This window comes from Flavobacterium sp. GNP010 (assembly GCF_056428945.1).
On record NZ_JBWJVK010000003.1, the window covers coordinates 24,041 to 45,489 of the forward strand.

21 protein-coding genes are annotated in these 21,449 nt (G+C 34.0%); 14 read left to right on the top strand and 7 right to left on the bottom strand.

The features are described 5' to 3' along the window. The first annotated feature begins 125 nt into the window (after positions 1-125). The 3 genes from AC061C_RS01515 to pruA all read left to right on the top strand — a co-directional run bounded on the left by AC061C_RS01515 (position 126) and on the right by pruA (position 3,773). Entirely contained in the window at positions 126-1,391 is a 1,266-nt protein-coding gene (locus tag AC061C_RS01515; RefSeq protein WP_478289736.1) for a type IX secretion system plug protein, read from the top strand. An 81-nt stretch (positions 1,392-1,472) separates the two neighbouring features. After that, the gene (gene apaG / locus AC061C_RS01520) at positions 1,473-1,859 is read left to right on the top strand and encodes a Co2+/Mg2+ efflux facilitator ApaG/CorD (RefSeq protein ID WP_478289737.1); all 387 of its coding nucleotides are present in this window, start codon (positions 1,473-1,475) and stop codon (positions 1,857-1,859) included. Between the two features lie 285 nt (positions 1,860-2,144). Continuing rightward, on the top strand, positions 2,145-3,773 hold the full coding sequence (gene pruA / locus AC061C_RS01525) for an L-glutamate gamma-semialdehyde dehydrogenase (protein WP_478289738.1): 1,629 nt from the start codon (positions 2,145-2,147) through the stop codon (positions 3,771-3,773). Positions 3,774-3,902: 129 nt separating this feature from the next. Here pruA and AC061C_RS01530 read toward each other — a convergent pair whose 3' ends face one another. Beyond that, a complete protein-coding gene (locus tag AC061C_RS01530) occupies positions 3,903-6,305 on the bottom strand; it encodes a TonB-dependent receptor domain-containing protein (RefSeq protein WP_478289739.1) in 2,403 nt (800 codons plus the stop codon). Positions 6,306-6,556: 251 nt separating this feature from the next. Between AC061C_RS01530 and AC061C_RS01535 the strand changes: the two genes are divergently transcribed. Then, on the top strand, positions 6,557-7,570 hold the full coding sequence (locus AC061C_RS01535) for a sensor histidine kinase (protein WP_478289740.1): 1,014 nt from the start codon (positions 6,557-6,559) through the stop codon (positions 7,568-7,570). An 8-nt stretch (positions 7,571-7,578) separates the two neighbouring features. Next, positions 7,579-8,277, top strand: a complete 699-nt coding sequence (locus tag AC061C_RS01540; protein WP_478289741.1) for a LytR/AlgR family response regulator transcription factor — start codon at positions 7,579-7,581, stop codon at positions 8,275-8,277. A 129-nt stretch (positions 8,278-8,406) separates the two neighbouring features. Here AC061C_RS01540 and rsmG read toward each other — a convergent pair whose 3' ends face one another. Next, on the bottom strand, positions 8,407-9,036 hold the full coding sequence (rsmG, locus tag AC061C_RS01545; protein ID WP_478289742.1) for a 16S rRNA (guanine(527)-N(7))-methyltransferase RsmG: 630 nt from the start codon (positions 9,034-9,036) through the stop codon (positions 8,407-8,409). Between the two features lie 105 nt (positions 9,037-9,141). Between rsmG and AC061C_RS01550 the strand changes: the two genes are divergently transcribed. From AC061C_RS01550 to AC061C_RS01585, 8 genes are all read left to right on the top strand, one after another. Then, positions 9,142-10,239, top strand: coding sequence for a fatty acid desaturase family protein (locus AC061C_RS01550; RefSeq protein ID WP_478289743.1), 1,098 nt, complete (start codon positions 9,142-9,144; stop codon positions 10,237-10,239). 115 nt (positions 10,240-10,354) lie between these two features. After that, positions 10,355-11,542, top strand: a complete 1,188-nt coding sequence (locus AC061C_RS01555; RefSeq protein ID WP_478289744.1) for a pyridoxal phosphate-dependent aminotransferase — start codon at positions 10,355-10,357, stop codon at positions 11,540-11,542. Between the two features lie 335 nt (positions 11,543-11,877). After that, positions 11,878-12,204, top strand: a complete 327-nt coding sequence (locus AC061C_RS01560) for a LytR/AlgR family response regulator transcription factor (RefSeq protein WP_478289745.1) — start codon at positions 11,878-11,880, stop codon at positions 12,202-12,204. Between the two features lie 142 nt (positions 12,205-12,346). Beyond that, positions 12,347-12,835 (top strand): hypothetical protein, encoded by a 489-nt coding sequence (locus AC061C_RS01565; protein WP_478289746.1) that lies wholly within the window; start codon positions 12,347-12,349, stop codon positions 12,833-12,835. Positions 12,836-13,115: 280 nt separating this feature from the next. Continuing rightward, complete coding sequence (locus AC061C_RS01570; protein ID WP_478289747.1) at positions 13,116-13,472, top strand: bleomycin resistance protein; 357 nt, start codon at positions 13,116-13,118, stop codon at positions 13,470-13,472. 62 nt (positions 13,473-13,534) lie between these two features. Next, a complete protein-coding gene (purT, locus tag AC061C_RS01575) occupies positions 13,535-14,695 on the top strand; it encodes a formate-dependent phosphoribosylglycinamide formyltransferase (RefSeq protein ID WP_478289748.1) in 1,161 nt (386 codons plus the stop codon). 458 nt (positions 14,696-15,153) lie between these two features. Beyond that, positions 15,154-15,411: a DUF983 domain-containing protein gene (locus AC061C_RS01580; protein WP_478289749.1), complete on the top strand. Its 258-nt coding sequence runs from the start codon at positions 15,154-15,156 to the stop codon at positions 15,409-15,411. A 40-nt stretch (positions 15,412-15,451) separates the two neighbouring features. After that, a complete protein-coding gene (locus tag AC061C_RS01585) occupies positions 15,452-15,769 on the top strand; it encodes a DUF6370 family protein (protein WP_478289750.1) in 318 nt (105 codons plus the stop codon). A gap of 39 nt (positions 15,770-15,808) precedes the next feature. Here AC061C_RS01585 and AC061C_RS01590 read toward each other — a convergent pair whose 3' ends face one another. Next, positions 15,809-17,452 (bottom strand): hypothetical protein, encoded by a 1,644-nt coding sequence (locus tag AC061C_RS01590; RefSeq protein ID WP_478289751.1) that lies wholly within the window; start codon positions 17,450-17,452, stop codon positions 15,809-15,811. A gap of 162 nt (positions 17,453-17,614) precedes the next feature. Here AC061C_RS01590 and fabD point away from each other — a divergent pair, with 162 nt between their 5' ends. Further along, entirely contained in the window at positions 17,615-18,490 is an 876-nt protein-coding gene (fabD, locus tag AC061C_RS01595; protein ID WP_478289752.1) for an ACP S-malonyltransferase, read from the top strand. 76 nt (positions 18,491-18,566) lie between these two features. Here fabD and AC061C_RS01600 read toward each other — a convergent pair whose 3' ends face one another. From AC061C_RS01600 to AC061C_RS01615, 4 genes are all read right to left on the bottom strand, one after another. Next, positions 18,567-18,884, bottom strand: a complete 318-nt coding sequence (locus tag AC061C_RS01600; protein WP_478289753.1) for a hypothetical protein — start codon at positions 18,882-18,884, stop codon at positions 18,567-18,569. Continuing rightward, on the bottom strand, positions 18,872-19,069 hold the full coding sequence (locus AC061C_RS01605) for a hypothetical protein (RefSeq protein WP_478289754.1): 198 nt from the start codon (positions 19,067-19,069) through the stop codon (positions 18,872-18,874). Before AC061C_RS01605 ends, AC061C_RS01600 begins: the two co-directional genes overlap by 13 nt. A 134-nt stretch (positions 19,070-19,203) precedes the next feature. Then, the gene (galE, locus tag AC061C_RS01610; protein ID WP_478289755.1) at positions 19,204-20,217 is read right to left on the bottom strand and encodes a UDP-glucose 4-epimerase GalE; all 1,014 of its coding nucleotides are present in this window, start codon (positions 20,215-20,217) and stop codon (positions 19,204-19,206) included. 76 nt (positions 20,218-20,293) lie between these two features. Beyond that, entirely contained in the window at positions 20,294-21,424 is a 1,131-nt protein-coding gene (locus AC061C_RS01615) for a DegT/DnrJ/EryC1/StrS family aminotransferase (RefSeq protein WP_478289756.1), read from the bottom strand. Positions 21,425-21,449: the final 25 nt, after the last annotated feature.

Sequence of the window (21,449 nt, forward strand, 5' to 3'; positions counted from 1 at the left end):
AACATTTAAAATATTATATTTTAATTAACAGAAATTACACACAAATTACATTTCCCTTAGACAATAGATAATCGCGTAAAAACGAACAGTATTCCCTATATTTACAACCTCTTAAGTGCTGCAAAATGACAAACCCTTTTCTTAAAATAGTTTTCTTTTTTCTTTTTGGATTCGCAATCAATTCTACCCTTGCTCAATCCGAAAAAGAAATCACTGCGCCTTACAACATTAAAACCATTTCTTTCTTGCAAAGTGACCGAAATGTGATTCCAATTTTCAAACTTGGAGAGGGTTTTCAACTCCAATTTGATGATCTTTTTGGTAATGAAGCCAATTATTATTACGAAATAATTCATTGTGATTACAATTGGGTTGCTACACAAATACCAAAAAACGAATATTTGCAAGGATTTGACAATCAAAGAATTCAAGATTACACAAATTCATTCAACACCTTGCAAATCTACTCGCACTATAAAGTATCGATTCCCAACCAGTTTACACAGCAATTGCGCATCAGCGGGAATTACATCCTTAAAGTTTTAGATGAAAATAAAGACGTAGTTTTTTCTAGAAAGTTCATTTTATATGAAGATCTAGCTACTGTCCCAATGCAAGTCAAGCGCGCGCGGACAGTAAATAGTATCGAAATGAAACACAATTTAGAGTTTAGTATAAAATCTAATCAAATTACTTTCCAAAATCCAATGAAAAATGTTCGCGTGGTGCTGCTACAAAACGGACAATTTAATACTGCCATCAAAAATATAGTTCCACAATACACGATTGGGAACGATCTCATGTATAAATACGATCCTGAGACACAATTTTGGGCAGGGAATGAATTTTTATTTTTTGAAAACAAAGACATTCGCTCTGCAGCAAATAATATAGCAAAAATTGACTCAAACACACCTATCTATGGGTCTCACTTGTATACTAATGCCGCGCGAGCCAACTTTCCTTATTCCTTTACCCAAGATGTAAATGGTGATTTTGTTCCTACTAACATAAATAGTACTAATCCTGAAATCGAAGCAGATTATTTATGGGTTTATTTTACCCTTTCGGCTCCAACTTTTAGACTAAAAAAAGATATTTATATTGGCGGAATGTTTAATAATTACAGCATGACCCCAGAATACAAAATGAATTATAATGCACAAAAAGGCATTTATGAAAAAGCTATTTTGGTCAAACAAGGATTTACAAACTACAAATACACCATAGCAGATGAGAGAGGAGTCATAGACCATGAAAATGCAATCGACGGAAACTTCTATCAAACTGAAAATGAGTACACTACATTAGTCTATTACAGAGAAAACATAGACCGTTATGATCGCGTAATAGGGAAAGGAAACGCAAACTCTATAAACATCGTCAACTAAAAAAACTTTTTGAGAATTAACCAAAACAAATTCAATTTTTTGTAAATTTGTCAATAATAATTAAAAATTCATACATTTTATATGGTTTCTCAAATAACAAGAGGCATAAAAATATCAGTATTGACTAGTTTTGAAGGTACCTACTTCAAAAACTATAAGATTCATTTTGCCTTTAGTTATGTAATCACAATCGAAAACCACAGTAAAGATTCCGTGCAACTGATTACACGACACTGGGAAATTTTTGATTCCTTAAATGAAATCGAAATAGTCGATGGCGAAGGAGTAATTGGTAAAAAACCAGTATTAAAACCCGGCGAGCAACACACGTACAGTTCTGGCTGCCTGCTATCATCTCCGTACGGCGCTATGAAAGGATACTTCAATATGATCAATTTTACTTCTACAAGAAACTTCAAAGTAATTGTTCCTCCTTTTAGGTTGTGCGCTCCATTTGCGTTGAACTAATTTTATCAACAGGAGCTAATCCTGCTATTCATTTCAAGTTTTTTCTTACTCCTTTATTTTTTTCTAAACAAATAAGGAGCTTCTAGGGTCGCTCTTATTTGTCAAGAAAAAATATAATGAGACCGCAAAAAGCTTTCCATTTCTATCAGGGCTATCAGACGAATATTCCTTTTCATCCGTTTTAGTTTAGGTCTAAAAATATCATTTCTTTAAAGAAACCTTTGTACTTTTGTATTTTAGTTACAAAACACAACACCCATTTTCTAATTTTATAATTTTAAAAATATGTTAAAAGGATTTTTTCATGTACCAAAAGCAGTCAACGAGCCCGTAAAAAGCTACGCACTGAACTCTCCAGAAAGAGCAGCTGTCAATGCAGCCTACGCAGCAATGTGGAATTCTAAAATTGATGTTCCGCTGTATATCGGAAACGAAGAAGTTAGAACTGGAGATACTAAAACAATGTCAGCACCACACGATCACAAACACATCGTGGGTACGTATCACCAAGCCCAAAAATCACATATTGAAGACGCGATTGCAACTGCACTTCAAGCTAAAACGGCCTGGGCAAATATGGCCTGGGAACAACGCGCTGGAATTTTTCTAAAAGCAGCGGAGCTATTAGCCGGACCATACCGAGCTAAAATCAATGCAGCAACAATGATTGCCCAATCTAAAACGGTATATCAAGCAGAGATTGATGCTTCTTGTGAATTAATTGACTTTTTGCGTTTCAACGTACAGTATATGACACAAATCTACAACGAACAACCAAAGTCTACCTCAGACATGTGGAACCGTGTAGAATATAGACCTCTTGAAGGATTTGTATACGCTATCACTCCTTTCAACTTTACAGCTATTGCAGGAAACTTGCCTACTAGTGCGGCTTTAATGGGGAATGTAGTCGTTTGGAAACCTGCTGCAACGCAAGTGTATTCTGCTAACTTATTGATGCAAATATTTAAGGAAGCAGGGTTGCCAAATGGGGTGATCAACATGGTCATGGGCGATTCTGGAATGATTACGGAAACCTTATTAGCCAGTCCAGATTTTGCAGGAGTACACTTCACAGGATCTACAGGCGTTTTTAATGACATTTGGGCAAAAATTGGAACCAACATCAGCAAATACAAAACCTATCCAAGAATTGTTGGAGAAACAGGTGGTAAAGATTTTATTATTGCGCATCCTTCTGCTAATTCAAAACAAGTCAGTACAGGAATTGCCCGTGGTGCTTTTGAGTATCAAGGTCAAAAATGTAGCGCTGCCTCTCGCGTTTATATACCGCAGAGTTTATGGCCGGCTGTAAAAGCAGAATTAGAAGCCGATTTAAAATCAATGAAAATGGGTTCTCCAGAGGATATGAGCAATTTTATCACTGCTGTAATCTCTGAAGGTTCTTTTGATAAATTAGCGAAAGCTATTGACCAAGCCAAGAAAGACGCCGATGCTGAAGTAATTATGGGTGGAAATTATGATAAATCAAAAGGGTACTTTATTGAACCAACAGTTATCTTGACCACAAACCCAAAATACTCGACTATGGAAACCGAATTATTTGGACCCGTAGTTACTATTTATGTATACGAAGATGCCAAATGGGCGGAGACTTTGGAGTTAGTTGACACTACATCAGAATACGCTTTGACAGGTGCTGTTTTCAGTCAAGATCGTTATGCTATCGAAGAAGCAACAGTAAAACTGCAAAATGCTGCTGGTAACTTCTACATCAATGATAAGCCTACAGGAGCAATTGTAGGAATGCAACCGTTTGGTGGAGCAAGAGGGTCAGGAACCAATGATAAAGCGGGATCTATGCAAAACTTATTGCGTTGGACTTCAGCAAGAACGATAAAAGAAACTTTTGTTACGCCGGTTGATTATAGATACCCATTTTTAGGAGAATAGTTTCATAATAGAAAATAAGCAATTTTATAAATATTTAGAAACCCACATGATTACAAGATCGTGTGGGTTTTATTTTTAGACTTTCTCTCAAATTTTGTCATAAATGACAAGTTTGCAAGGGTATCAAATTTAATTTCCTGTTCTACTTATTTCTTCCTGATTACCCGTTTCTCTCTGCATTCCCCTAATTTTTTTATTTCCAAACTTATAGGAAAGAGAAAGTTGAAAAGATTGTCTGTCAAAATAGTATCTACTTTCTTGATAAATATTATTAACCGTAGAGTTTACATATTGGATTTCGTTTCTAAATATATCGTCCCCTTTTAAGGAAATTTTCAAATCTCTATTCAGTAAAAGATACTGGATAGCTAGAGAAAAAGAACTCATCGATTTATTATTATAAATACCATCAATACCGGGGAAACTATACCAATAACTTAAATTAAAAAGTAGTGTTTTATTTGAATTTAAAATAAAATCATTATTGGTCGACACTCTTGAATTAAAACCTTTTTGTTCCTTCACAGTAGTAGCTAAACTTGACTTGGAAAGAGCATAATTCACATCAATTGAATTATTACTTGTCCACCATTTAAATTTATCAAACACATAATTTTCCGCTATTCCAAAGCGTTGTGTGTTGACATAATTCACAATTGTGGATCGAATAATATTTGTATTAGGATCAGGTATAGCAATAGGGCTAAATAAGTTCTCTTCATTACTAAAGTAGAATTTACTTTCTAATTTTTTATAAGTATAAGTGAATTCGGTATTGTCAATAAACGCAGGTTGTAAGAAAGGATTACCTTCCATAGTTTGAAAAATATTAGTATACCAAATATTAGGATTTAAATCACTAAATCTAGGTCTATCAATTCTTTTACTGTAACCAATGGTAAATGTAGAATTATCGTTAGGCACATAGGACAAATATGCTGTTGGGAAAAATTTGACATAATTATCTTTGACCAATAAATCTAAACTATGTGTAAAGGATTTGGTTTGAGTAGATTCCATTCTTAATCCTAATTGTGATTCCCAATGATCATTAAATTTTTTATTACCAGAAATATAAACTGCTTGGACGTTTTCAGTATATTCAAATTCATTCTGTAGTAAAGGCATCTCTGAAACTGGAACCTCCACTAGGCCACTATTGAAAGCTAAAATATCATTATTCGTTTTTGAATTTGACACTTTACCCCCAAAATTAAATGTTGCCCATTTTAGAGGATAATCAACGTCTAATTTACCTGACACATTTGTGATGTCTTGATTATTACTATTTATTCCTCCAAAATACTCACTTGAATATGGGTTTTCAATAATAGAAATACCTTTATATTTTCTAGTATCCATATTATTAAAACTAAAATAATCAAAATTTAAAATGATTTTTTTCCCAATCGTGTCAATTTTGAACTCATTATAAAGATTTGCTGATTTAATGTTTGGAGAGCGCACAGTTTCTCCATTAGATTTTAAACTTCGAATAATATCACCTCTAGTATAATCATAAACAGTCGTAGTCGGACTGTCTGTTCCTGTAGGTTTGTTATTGTTAATTAAAAATTGACTCCCAACAGTCCATCTTGATGAAACTTGATAATCAATACCAAATTTTAGATTTATTCTACTGTAATCAACTTTAATTGGTGAATTAGAGTGCCATAATTCATCTGAAAAGTAAGAATAATCATCACGATTAATATCCTGGGTTCCATTCTTATAATTTCCTAAAGCAGAAATACTTAATCTGTCCTTATTATAATTAAAATTCCCCATTAATGAACCATCCCTATATTTTCTTTGAAGATAGGTCGCACCAATTAAGGCATTCCATGAATCTTTCTTACTCTTTTTTAGTATTATGTTTACTAACCCACTATTGCCTGCTGCTTCATATTTTGCAGGAGGATTTGTAATTACTTCAACACTTTTGATAGCATCAGACGGAATTGATTTTAGATAGTTGGTTAAGTCTTCACCTGAAAGCGTCACTATTTTTTCATCAATCATAACGGCTAAAGTACTTTTGCCAATCATAGCAATAATATCATTTTGAACCCTTATTCCTGGTGTCACTTTAAGTGCCTCAAATGCATCACCTCCAGCGGCATTTATCGAATTTTCAATATTGAAAATCAATCTGTCAACTTTTCTCTCTATCAGTTTCTTTCTCCCTCCAACTATAACAGATTCTAATTGAACTACATCATCAACTGTTAGATTACCCACATCCAAATCTGAATTCAATTCAATACTTCTCGAAATTGCAATTTTTTTCGACTGTCGAACTTGTAATTTATACTTGCCAAATTCTGATTCCAATAAAAAATTTCCTTTTTCATCTGTAAGTTCACTTTTAACAGCTGTGGAATCTAGAGCTACTAATATTATTTCAGCAAAAGGAACGGGATTATTGTTTTTTGTAATAACTGTTCCAGTAATTTTCCCCTTATTTTTAACCTGAGCAGACAATGTTATACTTAATAGCGTAAACAAAATCAAAAAACATCTTATTTTCATATTTACTTTTTTTGGCTAAAATAGTACAGTCGTATTGCCATTATTTTAGTCCGCAGTCATAAACACCCTTTTAGCATTCAAACAACAGTTAATAAATGAATCTTGTATTCGTAGGCTAGAAGCCTATTTTTAGAAGCGAAATACTATTATTTATCGCAACTAAGGAAACATACTTTTATATTTTACTACCTTGCTCTCAATTAAAATACAGTATGATTTTTTTGAAAAAAGTTGATCTACAAAGAGTCCTAATGCATAGTGCGTATTGGTTCTCCTTCTTATTATTATACATCTCAGGCAAACCTGAAAATACTAGTTATTATGACTTTACTTTTATTTATACCTGGAAAACTTTAGCTCAAGCTACGGCTGGTTACGGATTAATTTATTGGATTATCCCTGAAACACTTAATAAAAAGAAACACTTTCTTTTTATGCTTTTTACTACAAGCTGGATCTATCTAGTTTATTCCATTTTAATGACTTTTAAATATTATTATCTCGAACCAAAATTTCCTGATTTCTTTAATGACTGGCTAGGACATAAAATGTCTATACCAGAAAGATTAACTTCTTTTAAATTGATATTCAGAGAATTATCTTTTATAACGTATCCAGTTATTATTTTGGGATTTATCAGTTTTAATCGTAAGCAGCAACGACTTTTAAAAGTTGAAGAAGAAAAAAAATCAATGGAATTGAAGGTTTTAAAAAACCAACTAAATCCTCATTTTCTTTTCAACACCTTAAACAATTTATACACTTTAACGCTTAAAAAAGATGACAAGGCACCCGAAGTAATTGCTAAATTATCTGAAATATTAGATTTTGTACTCTATCGTTGCAACGAAGATTTTGTTGCTATTGAAAAAGAAATTGCCCTAATTGAAAATTATATTGCCTTAGAAAAATTGCGTTACAGCGAAAACCGATTAGATGTTTTGTTTACCAAAGAGATCCAGGAAAGCAATAAAATTTCGCCTTTGATTATATTGACTTTTATAGAAAATGCCTTTAAACATGGCGTAATTAATGAAACTGAAAAAGCAACAATCAGTTTAAATTTAGAAAGTAAAAAAGAACAAATCATCTTTACTATTGAAAACACAAAACCTCAAAATGACTTTACCGCAATTACAGAGAAATCAAAAATTGGATTAGAAAATGTTCGAAAACAATTGGATTTATTATACCCTAAAAAGCATCAATTAGAAATTGTGGAAAATCAAAATAGGTTCTTAGTAAAACTAACAATGACTGTTTAAAATTTGATATGAAATACAAATGCATTATCGTTGACGATGAACCTTTGGCGAGAGAGTTGATTGCTTCTCATCTAGCACATTTCGAAAATTTCGAATTAATCGATTCTTTCGAAAACGCTCTAAAAGCATATACTTTTTTGGAAAGTAATAATGTTGATTTGATTTTTTTAGATATCGAAATGCCTTTATTAAAAGGAAACGATTTTTTGAAGAAGCTAAAAAATCCTCCTAAAGTAATTTTCACAACCGCCTACAGAGAATATGCGTTAGAAGGTTACGAACTTAATGTCAGTGATTACCTTTTAAAGCCCATTACTTTTGACCGTTTTTTTGTTTCAATAGAAAAATTTAAGCAATTACAAACTTCCAAAAAAGAAGAAAAAAAAGTTATCGAAAAGCATATTTTTGTTTCAAGTGGAAATAAAAACATCAAAATTATTTTTGATGAAATTTTATATATCGAAAGTCTGAAAGATTACATCACCATTCATCTAGAAAATAAAATATCTTACCATCTTAAGTTCAATATTTCTTCTTTTGAAAAACTATTAAATCAAGATTTTATTCGCATTCATCGCTCCTTTATTATTAACGTTAAAAAATTAAGAGCTTATACAAAGAATGAAATAGAGATTGATTCCATTGAAATTCCTATCGGTAATAGTTACAAAGAAAATTGGCAGAATTTTTTAAGCATTCAAAAATAAAAACCCACAAGATTCAAATTGATTTGAAATCTTGTGGGTTTTGTTTTTGAATATCATTGCATGGAACTAAACAATCGCATAACGAGAGCAATAAATGTGATTTCTGCGTTCCTCGTAATGAACTTAAGACTACAATTGAAACTTCAACGGCAAATGCACCACTTTCTTAGTCTCAAAGAATTCATCTTCAAAATAATCTGCTAAGTTGTACTCAGTAGCTTTTGGGAAATCCTTCAATTCTTCGGTTAGGTCACCTCCTTTTAGGTAGAGGATTCCGTTTTTCAATTCGTGTTTGTTGTTCTTTTTAATCTTGGTTTTCACCCATGAAACAAAATCTGGCATATTGGTTACGGCCCGACTCACGATAAAATCGAAATCACCTTTCACATTTTCAGCACGCATTTGTTCCGCTTTTACATTTTTCAAATCCAAACCTTCGGCAACAGCCTGAACCACTTTAATTTTCTTGGCAATAATATCAATCAAATAAAAACGCGTTTCAGGAAAAAGAATTGCCAATGGAATACCAGGAAATCCACCGCCTGTTCCTACGTCTAAAACATACGTTCCGGGTTCAAAATTTATAATTTTAGCTATTCCCAACGAATGCAGTATATGTTTGGTATACAAAGCGTCAATATCTTTTCTAGAAATAACATTGATTTTTTCATTCCAATCATGGTACAAAAAATCCAATTTTACGAACTGTTCTTTCTGAATGTCAGTTAAATCAGGGAAATACTTTAGAATCTCATCCATCTATCAATTTTTTAACAAAAGTAATACTTTACAGTTAAAATATTTATCTCAATTTTGTATATCCGAAATTTTATAATAATTACCTTTGAACCTTATACTTATTATATGAATAACACCGCACCAACATTTGCTAAACAAGATAGCTTAAAATTCTTTAGAACTCTCAACTCTCGGGTTAACAGTTACTTCAAAGAAAACAACATTCAGAAAACAGGAAATTGGAGACTATACCTAAAAACGATAATTCTCTTTTCCGTTTTTCTTGCTCCTTACTTTTTAATTCTAACACTTGGCATGCCATTTTGGGCACACCTTCTATTGACGATTGTCATGGGAATTGGTATGGCAGGAGTGGGAATGAACGTGATGCACGATGGCAATCACGGCTCCTATTCTAATAAATCATGGGTCAATAAATTCATGGGTGGTACTATTTATGTGCTAGCAGGAAATGTATACAACTGGCAAGTGCAACACAATGTGTTACACCATACCTACACCAACATTCCCGGTCACGATGAAGACTTAGATGCTGGACGTGTTATCCGTTTTACTAAAGAAGCAAAATGGTATAACTTTCACCGTTTTCAACAATATTATTCTGTTTTCTTATACGGATTATTAACTTTCAACTGGGCTATTACAACCGATTTCAAACAGATGAGAAGCTACTTGAAAAGAAAACTATCGTACGGAGAAGCCAAAAGCCCAAAAACACTTTGGACTACCTTGATCATCACAAAAGTGATCTACGTTTCGATATGGATTGTTTTACCAATCGTTATTGGAATCACTTGGTGGAAAGTATTAATAGGGTTCTTCGTGATGCATTATACTGCAGGTTTAATCCTAAGTATTGTATTTCAATTGGCTCACGTGGTAGAAGAAACCACTAACCCATCTCCGAATGAATTAGGTGAAATGGATAATACTTGGGCGATACACCAATTATTTACTACAACTAATTTTGCACCAAAAAACGCAATTGTAAACTGGTACACAGGAGGATTAAATCACCAAATCGAGCACCATATTTTCCCAAACATCAGTCACGTACATTATGGTAAAATTGCAAAAATCGTAAAAGAAACGGCTCAAGAATGCAACTTACCGTATTACGAATACAAAACAATGCGAAGCGCGGTAATTGCTCATTTCAAACATTTGAAAGAATTGGGACAAAACCCAGCAATCAGCGCATAATTTCCGTTGTGCATGGCAACAGTAGAGATGCACTGCAGTGCATGGCAACAGTAGAGATGCACTGCAGTGCATCTCTACAGTATCAAATAAATAAACTAACTACAACCAACTTAAAATGAATCCATTATCCGATAGAATAAACAATTTATCTACCTCGCAAACATTGGCTATGGCAGCATTAGCCAGAGAGTTAAAAGCGCAAGGGAAAGATATCATTAGTTTAAGCTTAGGGGAACCTGACTTCAATACACCTGATTTTATAAAAGAAGCGGCAAAACGCGCTATTGACGAAAATTACAGCACCTATTCTCCAGTAGAAGGCTACCTAGAATTAAAAGAAGCTATTTGTAGAAAATTTAAAAGAGACAATGATTTAGAATACAAACCGTCTCAAATTGTAGTTTCAACGGGAGCAAAACAATCGCTTTATAACATTGCACAAGTCATGTTAAACGATGGTGACGAAGTTATTTTACCAGCACCGTATTGGGTTTCGTATTTCGAAATCGTGAAACTATCTGGTGGAGTTCCTGTAGAAGTTCCTACATCTGTAGATACTGACTTCAAAATCACACCCGAACAATTAGAAGCGGCAATCACACCAAAAACAAAAATGATGTGGTTCAGTTCTCCTTGTAATCCAAGCGGATCTGTTTATAACAGAGAAGAATTAACGGCGTTAGCCAAAGTGTTGGAGAAATATCCAAACGTATATGTTGTCGCTGACGAAATCTACGAGCACATCAATTTCTCAGGAACTTTTTGCAGCATTGCATCTATCCCGGGAATGTTAGAAAGAACAATCACCGTAAACGGAGTTGCTAAAGCTTTCGCCATGACAGGTTGGAGAATTGGATATATTGGCGCACCAGAATTCATTGCAAAAGCCTGTACAAAAATTCAAGGTCAAGTAACCTCAGGAGCAAATTCTATCGCACAACGCGCCACCATTACAGCAGTAGATGCTGATCCAAGTGTATTAAAACACATGGTTGATGCTTTCCATAGCCGTAGAGATTTAGTAGTAGGATTATTAAAAGAAATTCCAGGGGTAAAAATTAACGTTCCAGAGGGAGCTTTTTACGTATTCCCAGACGTTTCTTCTTTCTTCGGAAAAACATTGAAAGGAACCGAAATCAAAAATGCAATGGATCTTTCAATGTATCTTTTGTCCGAAGCTAATGTAGCAACAGTAACAGGTGATGCTTTTGGAAATCCTGACTGTATCCGTTTCTCTTACGCAACAAGCGACGAGATCTTGAAAGAAGCATTAAAAAGAATCAAAGATGCTTTGGCACTATAGTCAAATCTCATAAAATCGAAAGTTAGAAAGTCAAAAATCCAACTTACAATACCATCAAAACCTCAAGATATTTTTGGGGTTTTGTTGTTTTTGGGCGTGACCACAAGGGTCGGGCTTTCCGCTGCAATCTTTATATTTTTAAAGAAAAAATATAAAGGATTTCCACTGCACTCCCTCACGCAAACCCTGACAAAATCCTAATTATTCTAATGTAGTACGGAATGTTTGTGAGCTGTCCTTACACTTCTTAACACATTCAGAAACATAATGAAATCTCTGATGATTTGTATTTTTAATTTTATACTTTTAAGGTAATAATTAAAAAACAAACTTCTATGATAAGTGAAAATTTTACTTTTATCAAAACTGATAAAAAATTAGTAAAATTAAATTTCAACGAAATTACCGTAATTAAAGGTTTAGGAAATTATGTTGAAATTCAAACAACAGAAAATAAAAAATATATTTATTACAAATCGCTAAAAGATTTAATTGAAAACTTACCAAACGAATTTATGAGAGTTCATAATTCGCACATTGTAAATTTAACTAACATTGATGTTCTAGAAGATAATCATATAATTTTAAAGAATGCAAAAGTTGCAGTCGGAAAAAGTTACAAAGAATGTCTAAATTCGGCCATAAATAAATACATGTTGTAATTACAAAATAAGAAATAGAAATAACGAAATAAGAAATCAATACGTTTGAATAAAAAGTTTTTAAAAAAGGTTTATTACGTTTTAGTTTACTCAAAAGAAGAAAATAAAAAGAACAATTTTAAAACTAATTTTAATCGTAATTATGACAACTCAAAGTTCAAAAGCACAAGAATTAACTAAAAATTATCCGTTAGAAAAAGACGTTTTAACAATCGACGGCATAATCAAAGCATTTTATGAAGTCGTTTCAGGGGAAGCAGGGGAAAAAAGACAATGGGAAAGAGATTCATCAATTCATGATCCAAATGCAATTTATTCATACTTGGACAACGTAAATGGGGAATTAAAACAAGTAACAATGTCGCTGAAAGATTTTCACAAAAAAACGGATGCAATGATAATGGAAACTGCATTTTATGAAAGTGAAATCAATAGAGAAATGAGATTATTTGGAAATATTGCACATGTTTGGAGTACATATGAAACGAGATTGGTAAAAAATGGACCAGTAGCAAGAAGAGGAATTAATAGTATTCAACTTTTCTTCGATAATGGAAAATGGAGTATTGTTTCGCTGATATTTGAAAGAGAAAGAGAAGAAAAAATTCCAAAAACATTTGAACCAAATTAATAAATTTTGATAAAAAAAATATCGTCCAACCGCCATTTGCAAAATAGCAGATTTAGGCTCAAATTAAAGTTGGTATTGTAATTGAAAAATCAGTCTTTAATTGAAAATTTAGACTCACTTAATCCGCCACATATACAAGAAGTCAAATGTTAGATATTATATAAAATATTTATAAAAAAAAACAGAAAAATATTTGTTTAATATTGAGATAAATCAAGTAAAATCAACCACTCTACTCTGATAAAAAGTTCCTTATAATCAAATCAAAACCCAAACCATCATGCTTACCGCAATCAACCCAAAGTTACCCATGCGTAACAAAGCAATTACACGGAATTTCTACATCAACCAATTGGGTTTTCAGGAATGGGGTAATGCAGACTTTGATGGGTATTTGATGGTGCAAAAAGACAGCATTGAAATTCATTTTTTTGAGTTTGCAACTATTAATGCTGTTGAAAATTACTCAGGAGTTTACATTCGGGTACAGGATATTGAAAACGTTTATAATAACTTCTTGAACAACGGCGTTGCCATTCATCCCAATGGTCCTCTGGAAATCAAACCTTGGGGACAAAAAGAATTTTCGATATTGGACCCAGATCATAATCTATTGACTTTCGGGCAAAGTTTGTAGCGAATGGGCAGTCATAAAAAAGCAATTTTGTATTTTTACATTCTAATTAAGACTTCAAAAAAATGAAAATACTATTGCTAGGCTCAGGCGAATTAGGAAAAGAATTTACAATCGCTGCACAACGCATCGGGCAAATTGTAATCGCTGTGGACAGTTACGAAAATGCTCCGGCAATGCAAGTTGCCCATGATTTTGAAGTCATCAACATGCTAGACGGAGATGCATTAGACAAAATCGTCGCCAAACACCAACCAGATTTCATCGTTCCTGAAATAGAAGCCATTAGAACCGAACGTTTTTATGATTACGAGAAGCAAGGAATCACTGTAGTTCCTTCTGCGAAAGCGGCAAACTTCACGATGAATAGGAAAGCAATTCGGGATGTAGCATCCAAAGAATTAGGATTAAAAACCGCCAAGTATCGCTACGCCACCACTGCCGAGGAATTACAAAAAGGTGTTGAAGCCGTTGGAATGCCCTGCGTGGTAAAACCCTTAATGTCTTCGTCCGGAAAAGGACAATCAACCATAAAAACCGAAGCGGATATCGAAAAAGCATGGAATTATGCTGTGGAAGGTTCCCGCGGCGATGTGGTAGAAGTAATTGTAGAAGCTTTCGTCAAATTCAATTCGGAAATCACATTATTAACCGTTGTTCAAAATAATAACCCAACACTTTTTTGTGCGCCAATTGGTCATCGTCAGGAACGTGGCGATTATCAGGAAAGCTGGCAACCCGCCAGAATATCCGACAAGGATTTGTACGAAGCGCAAGACATGGCCGAAAAAGTAACCGAAGTTTTGGGTGGTGCAGGACTTTTTGGAGTCGAATTTTTCTTAGCTGATGATGGTGTTTATTTCTCGGAATTATCGCCTCGACCTCATGATACGGGAATGGTAACTTTGGCGGGAACACAAAACTTCAACGAATTCGAATTGCATTTACGAGCGATTTTGAGTTTGCCTATTTTCGAAATTACATTAGAAAAAGCGGGAGCGAGTGCTGTAATTTTAGCTTCGGAAAATTCTACAAATCCAACCTATTCCGGAATAGAAAATATTGCTTCCTTACCAAAAACGGATTTCAGAATCTTTGGCAAACCATCTTCAAGACCGTATAGAAGAATGGCTGTGGCTTTAGTCAATGATACTTTAGAAACTCCAATTGAAGAAGTGGTAGAAAAAGCTAAAATAGCGGCTGGATTTTTAAAAATAATTTTTTAAATGATTTTAAAAACAATTATAAATAAATAGAAAATAACATTTTTATTGATACAGATTTAAATAAAAGTTAGCAAGTAATTACCAAAAAATAAATAATACAAATATGAAAAGTAAAAACATACTATTAATTCTAGCGAGTTTAACATTAATCGTAAACAGTGTTCTAAACATATTAGAAGTATCTTTTATAAATCATAAATACTCAGCAATTGTGAATATTGCAGCAAGTTTTTTTTTAGTTTATGCAGTTATTTCAAAAAACAAAAATTAACTTATTCTAACTTACCAATAGTCTCGTTTAACCATTTGAAAGTTCTTCTGAACCTTTAAATACCTTTGTTAATACTAATCACGAGGTCAAATTCAAATATCCATAACTGAATAATGATTGTCCTCGTTGTCTTAAAGGCAAAGTATTCAATGAAAAAAGTATATTTTTCAATTTTGGATTCCCTCAAATGAACGAATATTGTTCTCATTGCAATTACAAATTCGAAAAAGAACCTGGTTACTTTTTTGGAGCCATGTATGTAAATTATGGCTTAACAGCAGCACAAGGAATTGCTACCTATGTTATTGCTCAATTCTTCTTTAGCGAAACTTTCGATTTACGAATCATTCCAATCATTGCAGTAGTGATTATTGCATTGGCTTCTATTAATATTCGTGTTTCTAGATTATTGTGGATTTACATGTTTAAAAATTATTCGATGTAAAAAAAACCTGTATCTTAGCTAAAGTAAAATTTAATCATTTATGAAAAAGATATTATACTTAGCTCTTTTGTTCTCTGCAACACTTGTTAGCGCTCAGGATAAAAAAGAAGAACCAAAACCTCAAATTGTTGAAGCTTCATGCGGACAATGTCAGTTTGGGATGGAAGGACACGGTTGTGAATTAGCTGTTCGTATTGACGGAAAATCCTATTTTGTTGATGGAAGTTCCATCGACTCCCATGGTGATGCGCATGCCAAAGATGGTTTTTGTGCTGCCATAAGAAAAGCAGAAGTGGTTGGTAAAGTGGTCGACAATAAATTCAAAGTCACCTCATTCAAATTATTACCAAAAAAATAAAAAAAGGGCTTAAAAAAAAATATTTTAAGCCCTTTTTAATTACTTGGATTTCATACTCAATTTGAGATTGATATTCTCAAAACTAGAGACATCAATTACTTCTTCCAAATCTACATCAAATGAAATTTTAATACTGTCACCCACTATTGTAACTGGCAATTGATTCGATATTTGCGACGAACCCACAAAAATATTAGGATAATCTTTGACCTTGAAATAATAAAAGCTATTGCCGTTTTTGACATCGTTTTGAATTCGGGTCACTACTGATTTCAGCGATTTTTTATTCGACACACTATTCGGATTTATTTTATTATCTGCCATATTGTAAACGTTTTTAAACGAAGTCAAGGTTTCTCTCATCGTATTGCCAACGCCCACAATCGTGTAATCTGAAATGGCCACCATCGCAAACATTTTAACCAATCCGCCATCATCCTTCAGTGTCATGACATAAGTTGGTATGTTGTTGATATTATAAGGAATAGGCAATGAAGCCTTATATCCTTTCTCCTGAACTTTCCCTTGAGCAGAACTTTGAGCGGCAAATTCAGTGGCTCCACCTTGTTTATAAAAGGTCGTTTCTTTAGTTCTGGTATCCACCAATACAAAGCCTACCGCTGATTCATCTTTCCCAACCGAAGTCAATCCTGTATACCAGTAGGATTTACTGTCTTTTCCATATACCAATGTCAGTCCTTCTGTGATTTGAAGCTTGTCTGCATTCGAAAAATTCCAGTATCCATGCACATATTCACCCCAATCATTCAATTGGTCTTCGATAAATTCCAAGGGCTGAATTCGATCGACCCATTTTGGAGTTTTAGCAATTGTATAGGATCTCATGGCGCCAGATTGTGCATCAACTACAAGAGTACCGATGGCTTCTTTTCCTGAAAAACCCACTTTTTTTGCATATTTAGTGATAATCCAATACGGATTTCCAGCATCATCAATTTCAAAACTAAAATCAGCTAAACCTATTGTGGCATTGCCATTAAAATAGACGTGTCTGTGAATATCACTCTGAAAATAAGCGCCTTGCTGGTACTTAATTTTGATGGCTTTACCAGCTACGTTCTGCACTAGTCTAACATCGCGTTCATTTGTTGCCGAAACCATAACATATCCTGCAGTTCCTTCTTGATTGTTAAACCATTTAAAAAAACCAGAATGTAACAATGGCGCTACCCAATACAAATTATTATTTACTTTTTGGATACAAAAATCCCCAAGCTCTACTTGACTTCCTAAAGCGGGTTGCGAACCTAAAATTTTCTCTCCAAGCAGATGGGCAAGCTCCTCATCGACCACACGGATTTTATCAATTGAAATTGGCGCAATGTGATTAGTGATTTTTTGACCATTTTTAACCTCGCCTATTAATTTTTGATATGACTCGGAACGAAACATTTTTAGGCTGGTTGCAAAAGGCAAAACGATGCAATACACTAATAAAACAAGTACTGTAAATACTAAAAACCGATTTGGTTTGGATACGATCTTGATCTGACTGGTTTTTCCAGCGATCGCATATCCTGTAGAAAAAAGTACTGCAACAACAGCAATTACAAGTAAAATAAAAGCAAAACCCGTAAAGCCGTAATTGAGAACGGGTAAATTACCATAAAATAATAAAAACCCTAAAACCAATAAAAAAACGAAACCGCTAATTTTTCTCATGTCAAATGTTGTTTATTACCAATTAGTCTGACAACTTCAAAAGTGTTACAATGATATTCCCAAAAAAGCAAACTGCTGTCGCTTGTAAAAAAATAGTATTTTTGCAAGCTGATTGAAATAAATTTTCAATCCCTAGTAATTTTCAATTTTTAAAATAAACATATGAAAGCATACGTATTTCCAGGTCAAGGCGCACAATTTACAGGTATGGGTAAAGACTTATACGAGAGTAATCCACTTGCGAAAGAATTATTTGAAAAAGCCAATGAAATTTTAGGTTTCCGCATCACAGACATAATGTTTGAAGGAACTGCCGAAGAATTAAAAGAAACCAAAGTAACACAACCAGCTGTTTTCTTGCACTCAGTGATTTTAGCAAAGACCCTTGGTGCCGATTTTAAACCAGAAATGGTAGCGGGACATTCTTTAGGAGAATTCTCCGCATTGGTAGCAAACGGTGCTTTATCTTTTGAGGACGGATTGAAATTAGTTTCCCAAAGAGCGTTGGCAATGCAAAAAGCATGCGAAATAAAACCTTCGACTATGGCAGCCGTTTTAGGATTGGCTGACAACATCGTTGAAGAAGTTTGCGCTTCAATTGACGGAATTGTAGTGGCTGCAAACTATAACTGTCCCGGACAACTAGTGATTTCTGGCGAATACAAAGCTGTTGAATTAGCCTGCGAAAAAATGAAAGAAGCCGGTGCCAAAAGAGCCTTAATCTTACCAGTAGGTGGCGCTTTCCACTCCCCGATGATGGAGCCAGCCAGAGAAGAACTAGCTGCAGCTATTGAAGCCACGACTTTTTCAACCCCAATATGTCCGGTATATCAAAACGTAACTGCAAGTGCCGTTTCTGACCCTAACGAAATCAAGAAAAATTTAATCATTCAGTTAACCGCTCCTGTAAAATGGACCCAATCAGTTCAACAAATGATCGCTGATGGTGCTACTTTGTTTACAGAAGTTGGTCCGGGAAAAGTGTTAGCTGGTTTAATAGGAAAAATTGATAAAGAGGCGCTTACAGCAAATGCATAATTAGAATTTAGTAACAGTTTTAAGCTAAAGTCCTCATAAACTTATGTTTATGGGGATTTTTCGATATAATTTAAAACTATAGATTCTTAGCCTCTTCACAATGATTATTGATAATTCCAGTAATTAAATAATTCCGATTCTTTTTTTCAAAGAAAACATACCAAGTAGTTCGATTATTTGCCTGGTAGAAGATGTAATGTGAACCTAAATACTGAAGCTTTTGTGGATTTAGTTTATGCGGAAAACTATTTATTTCCAAGATGATGAAATCTACAATTTTATCAACATAACGCGTTGCATTTTCTTCGTAACTAAAATATTCTTGACCGAAGAGTATAAAAATCAATTCATCAAAATAAAATAGAAGTTCATCCTTAAAAATTACTTTTTCCAAGGATACGCTTTTATTCTTTTAACCATCTCAACTTTAAATTCTTCCGGAGTATACCCTCTTTCCATTTCTGCATCAAAATCAAAAGTAGATTGATCAATACCTTTTTGTTTCGTTTTGGAAACATTATAAGATACTGCAGGCTCTTCAACTTTAGTTATTTTAGGCTTTCTTTTTTCAGCATCCATGATTGATTCATTTATCTAACTAATTTACAACAAATTACTTAAACGATAAAATCCCAAATTATCATTGTGATAATTTGGGATTCTAATATTAAACTGAACACTAATCCCGAATCGTCGGGACTGATCATTGAATACTAACTTCTTATTTTCTGTTCCCATTTCCAAGCACTGGCCATCGCTTCTTCTAGCGTGGATTGTGCTTTCCATCCCAAAACATCGTTAGCTTTATCGGTATTGGCGTATGCCGAGGTTATATCGCCTTCTCTTCGTCCTACTATTTTATACGGCAACGATTTTCCACTCACTTTTTCAAAAGAGGCTATCACTTCTAAAACAGAGCTTCCCGTTCCGGTTCCTAAATTAAACGTTTCTACTTTAGTTGTATTTTTTTTATCCAATAAGCGCTGCAATGCAATTACGTGGGCTTTCGCCAAATCTACTACGTGAATATAATCACGAATTGCGGTTCCATCCGGAGTTGGGTAATCGTCTCCATAAACAGCTAATTCTTTACGTAATCCAAAACCGGTTTGCGTAATAAACGGTACTAAGTTTTGCGGAACTCCCAATGGCAATTCCCCAATTTCAGCTGACGGATGTGACCCAATTGGATTGAAATAACGCAACAAAATAGCGTTGATATTAGTGACTTTGGCCGTGTCAGTGATAATCTCTTCCCCTATTTGTTTGGTATTCCCATAAGGAGACATGGCTATTTGAATGGATGCGTTCTCAGTAATCGGCATCGTTTCGGCTTGACCATAGACCGTACAAGAGGAACTAAAAATAAAATTGGCTTCTGTTTTTTGTTGTAATTCCTGCAAAATGTAAACCAAAGCATTGATATTATTTTCATAATACAACAACGGATTTTCAACACTTTCGCCCACCGCTTTTGAAGCTGCAAAATGAATCACACCTGATATGTCATCATTTCTTTTAAAAAAATCTTGAACTTTATCTTTCTCTCTTAAATCAATTTTTTCAAAAACAGGCCTCACTCCAGTAATGTTTTGAATTCCATCTAAAACATTCAAAGAAGTGTTAGACAAATTATCTACAACAACTACTTCGAATCCTTCATTTTGCAATTCAACAACGGTGTGTGATCCTATAAATCCTAAACCTCCTGTTACTAATATCTTCATTCTTTATTTTTTTTACACATGCACCCAATGTGTTGTTATACTACATAAAAAAGACGCGATACTTCGCGTCTTATTATTATTTTAAAAATTCTAAAACGCTATCCGTAATAAATTTAATTTGCTCATCATCTAACTCTGTGTGCATTGGTAAGGAAAGCACTTCTTTTACCAATTGATTGGTTACCGGAAAATCCTCTTCTTTATATCTGGAATCCAAATATGCTTTTTGCGAATGCAACGGAATTGGGTAATAAATTGCACAAGGAATGCCTTTGTCTAATAAATGTTGCATCAATCCATTTCGATCAGCATCAAGGATTCTTAAAGTATACTGATGAAATACGTGACAGTCGCAAATATCACAAATGCTCGGTGCAATTATATTTTTGTGCCCTTCAAAAGCCGCAGAATATTTACGTGCTGCATCTTGTCTGGCTTTTCCGTATTGATCTAACAAAGGTAATTTGGCATTCAAAACTGCAGCTTGTATGCTGTCCAATCTTGAGTTTACACCCACTACATCGTGGTGGTAACGCTCATACATACCGTGGTTTACTATTCCGCGTAGTTTGTGAGCTAAAGCATCATCATTAGTAAAAATAGCACCACCATCTCCGTAACAACCTAAGTTTTTAGAAGGAAAAAAAGAAGTTGCACCTACGTGACCAATAGTTCCTGCTTTCTTTTTTGTACCGTCAGAGAACTTGCAATTAGCTCCAATAGCTTGTGCGTTATCTTCAATCACGTACAAATTATGTTCTTTGGCAATAGCCATAATCGCCTCCATATTGGCTGCACGTCCAAACAAGTGAACCGGTACAATCGCTTTTGTTTTTGGAGTTATGGCTTTACGAATCCCATCAATAGAAATGTTCATATTGTATAAATCTACGTCTACTAAAACCGGAGTTAGTTGCAACAATGCAATTACTTCAACTGTAGCTGCAAAAGTAAAATCGGCAGTGATCACCTCATCGCCAGGCTTTAAATCCAATCCCATCATAGCTATTTGCAAAGCATCAGTACCATTGGCACAAGGAATTACGTGTTTTACCTCTAAATATTCCTCTAGTGATTTTTGAAATTCGTGCACTTTTGGTCCGTTGATATACGTATTGGTGTCTAACACTTCCTGAATAGAGGCATCTACAACATCTTTTATTTTTTCATATTGACTTTTCAAGTCAACCATTTGGATTTTTTTCATTTCGATTTTCAGTTTAATGTTCGAA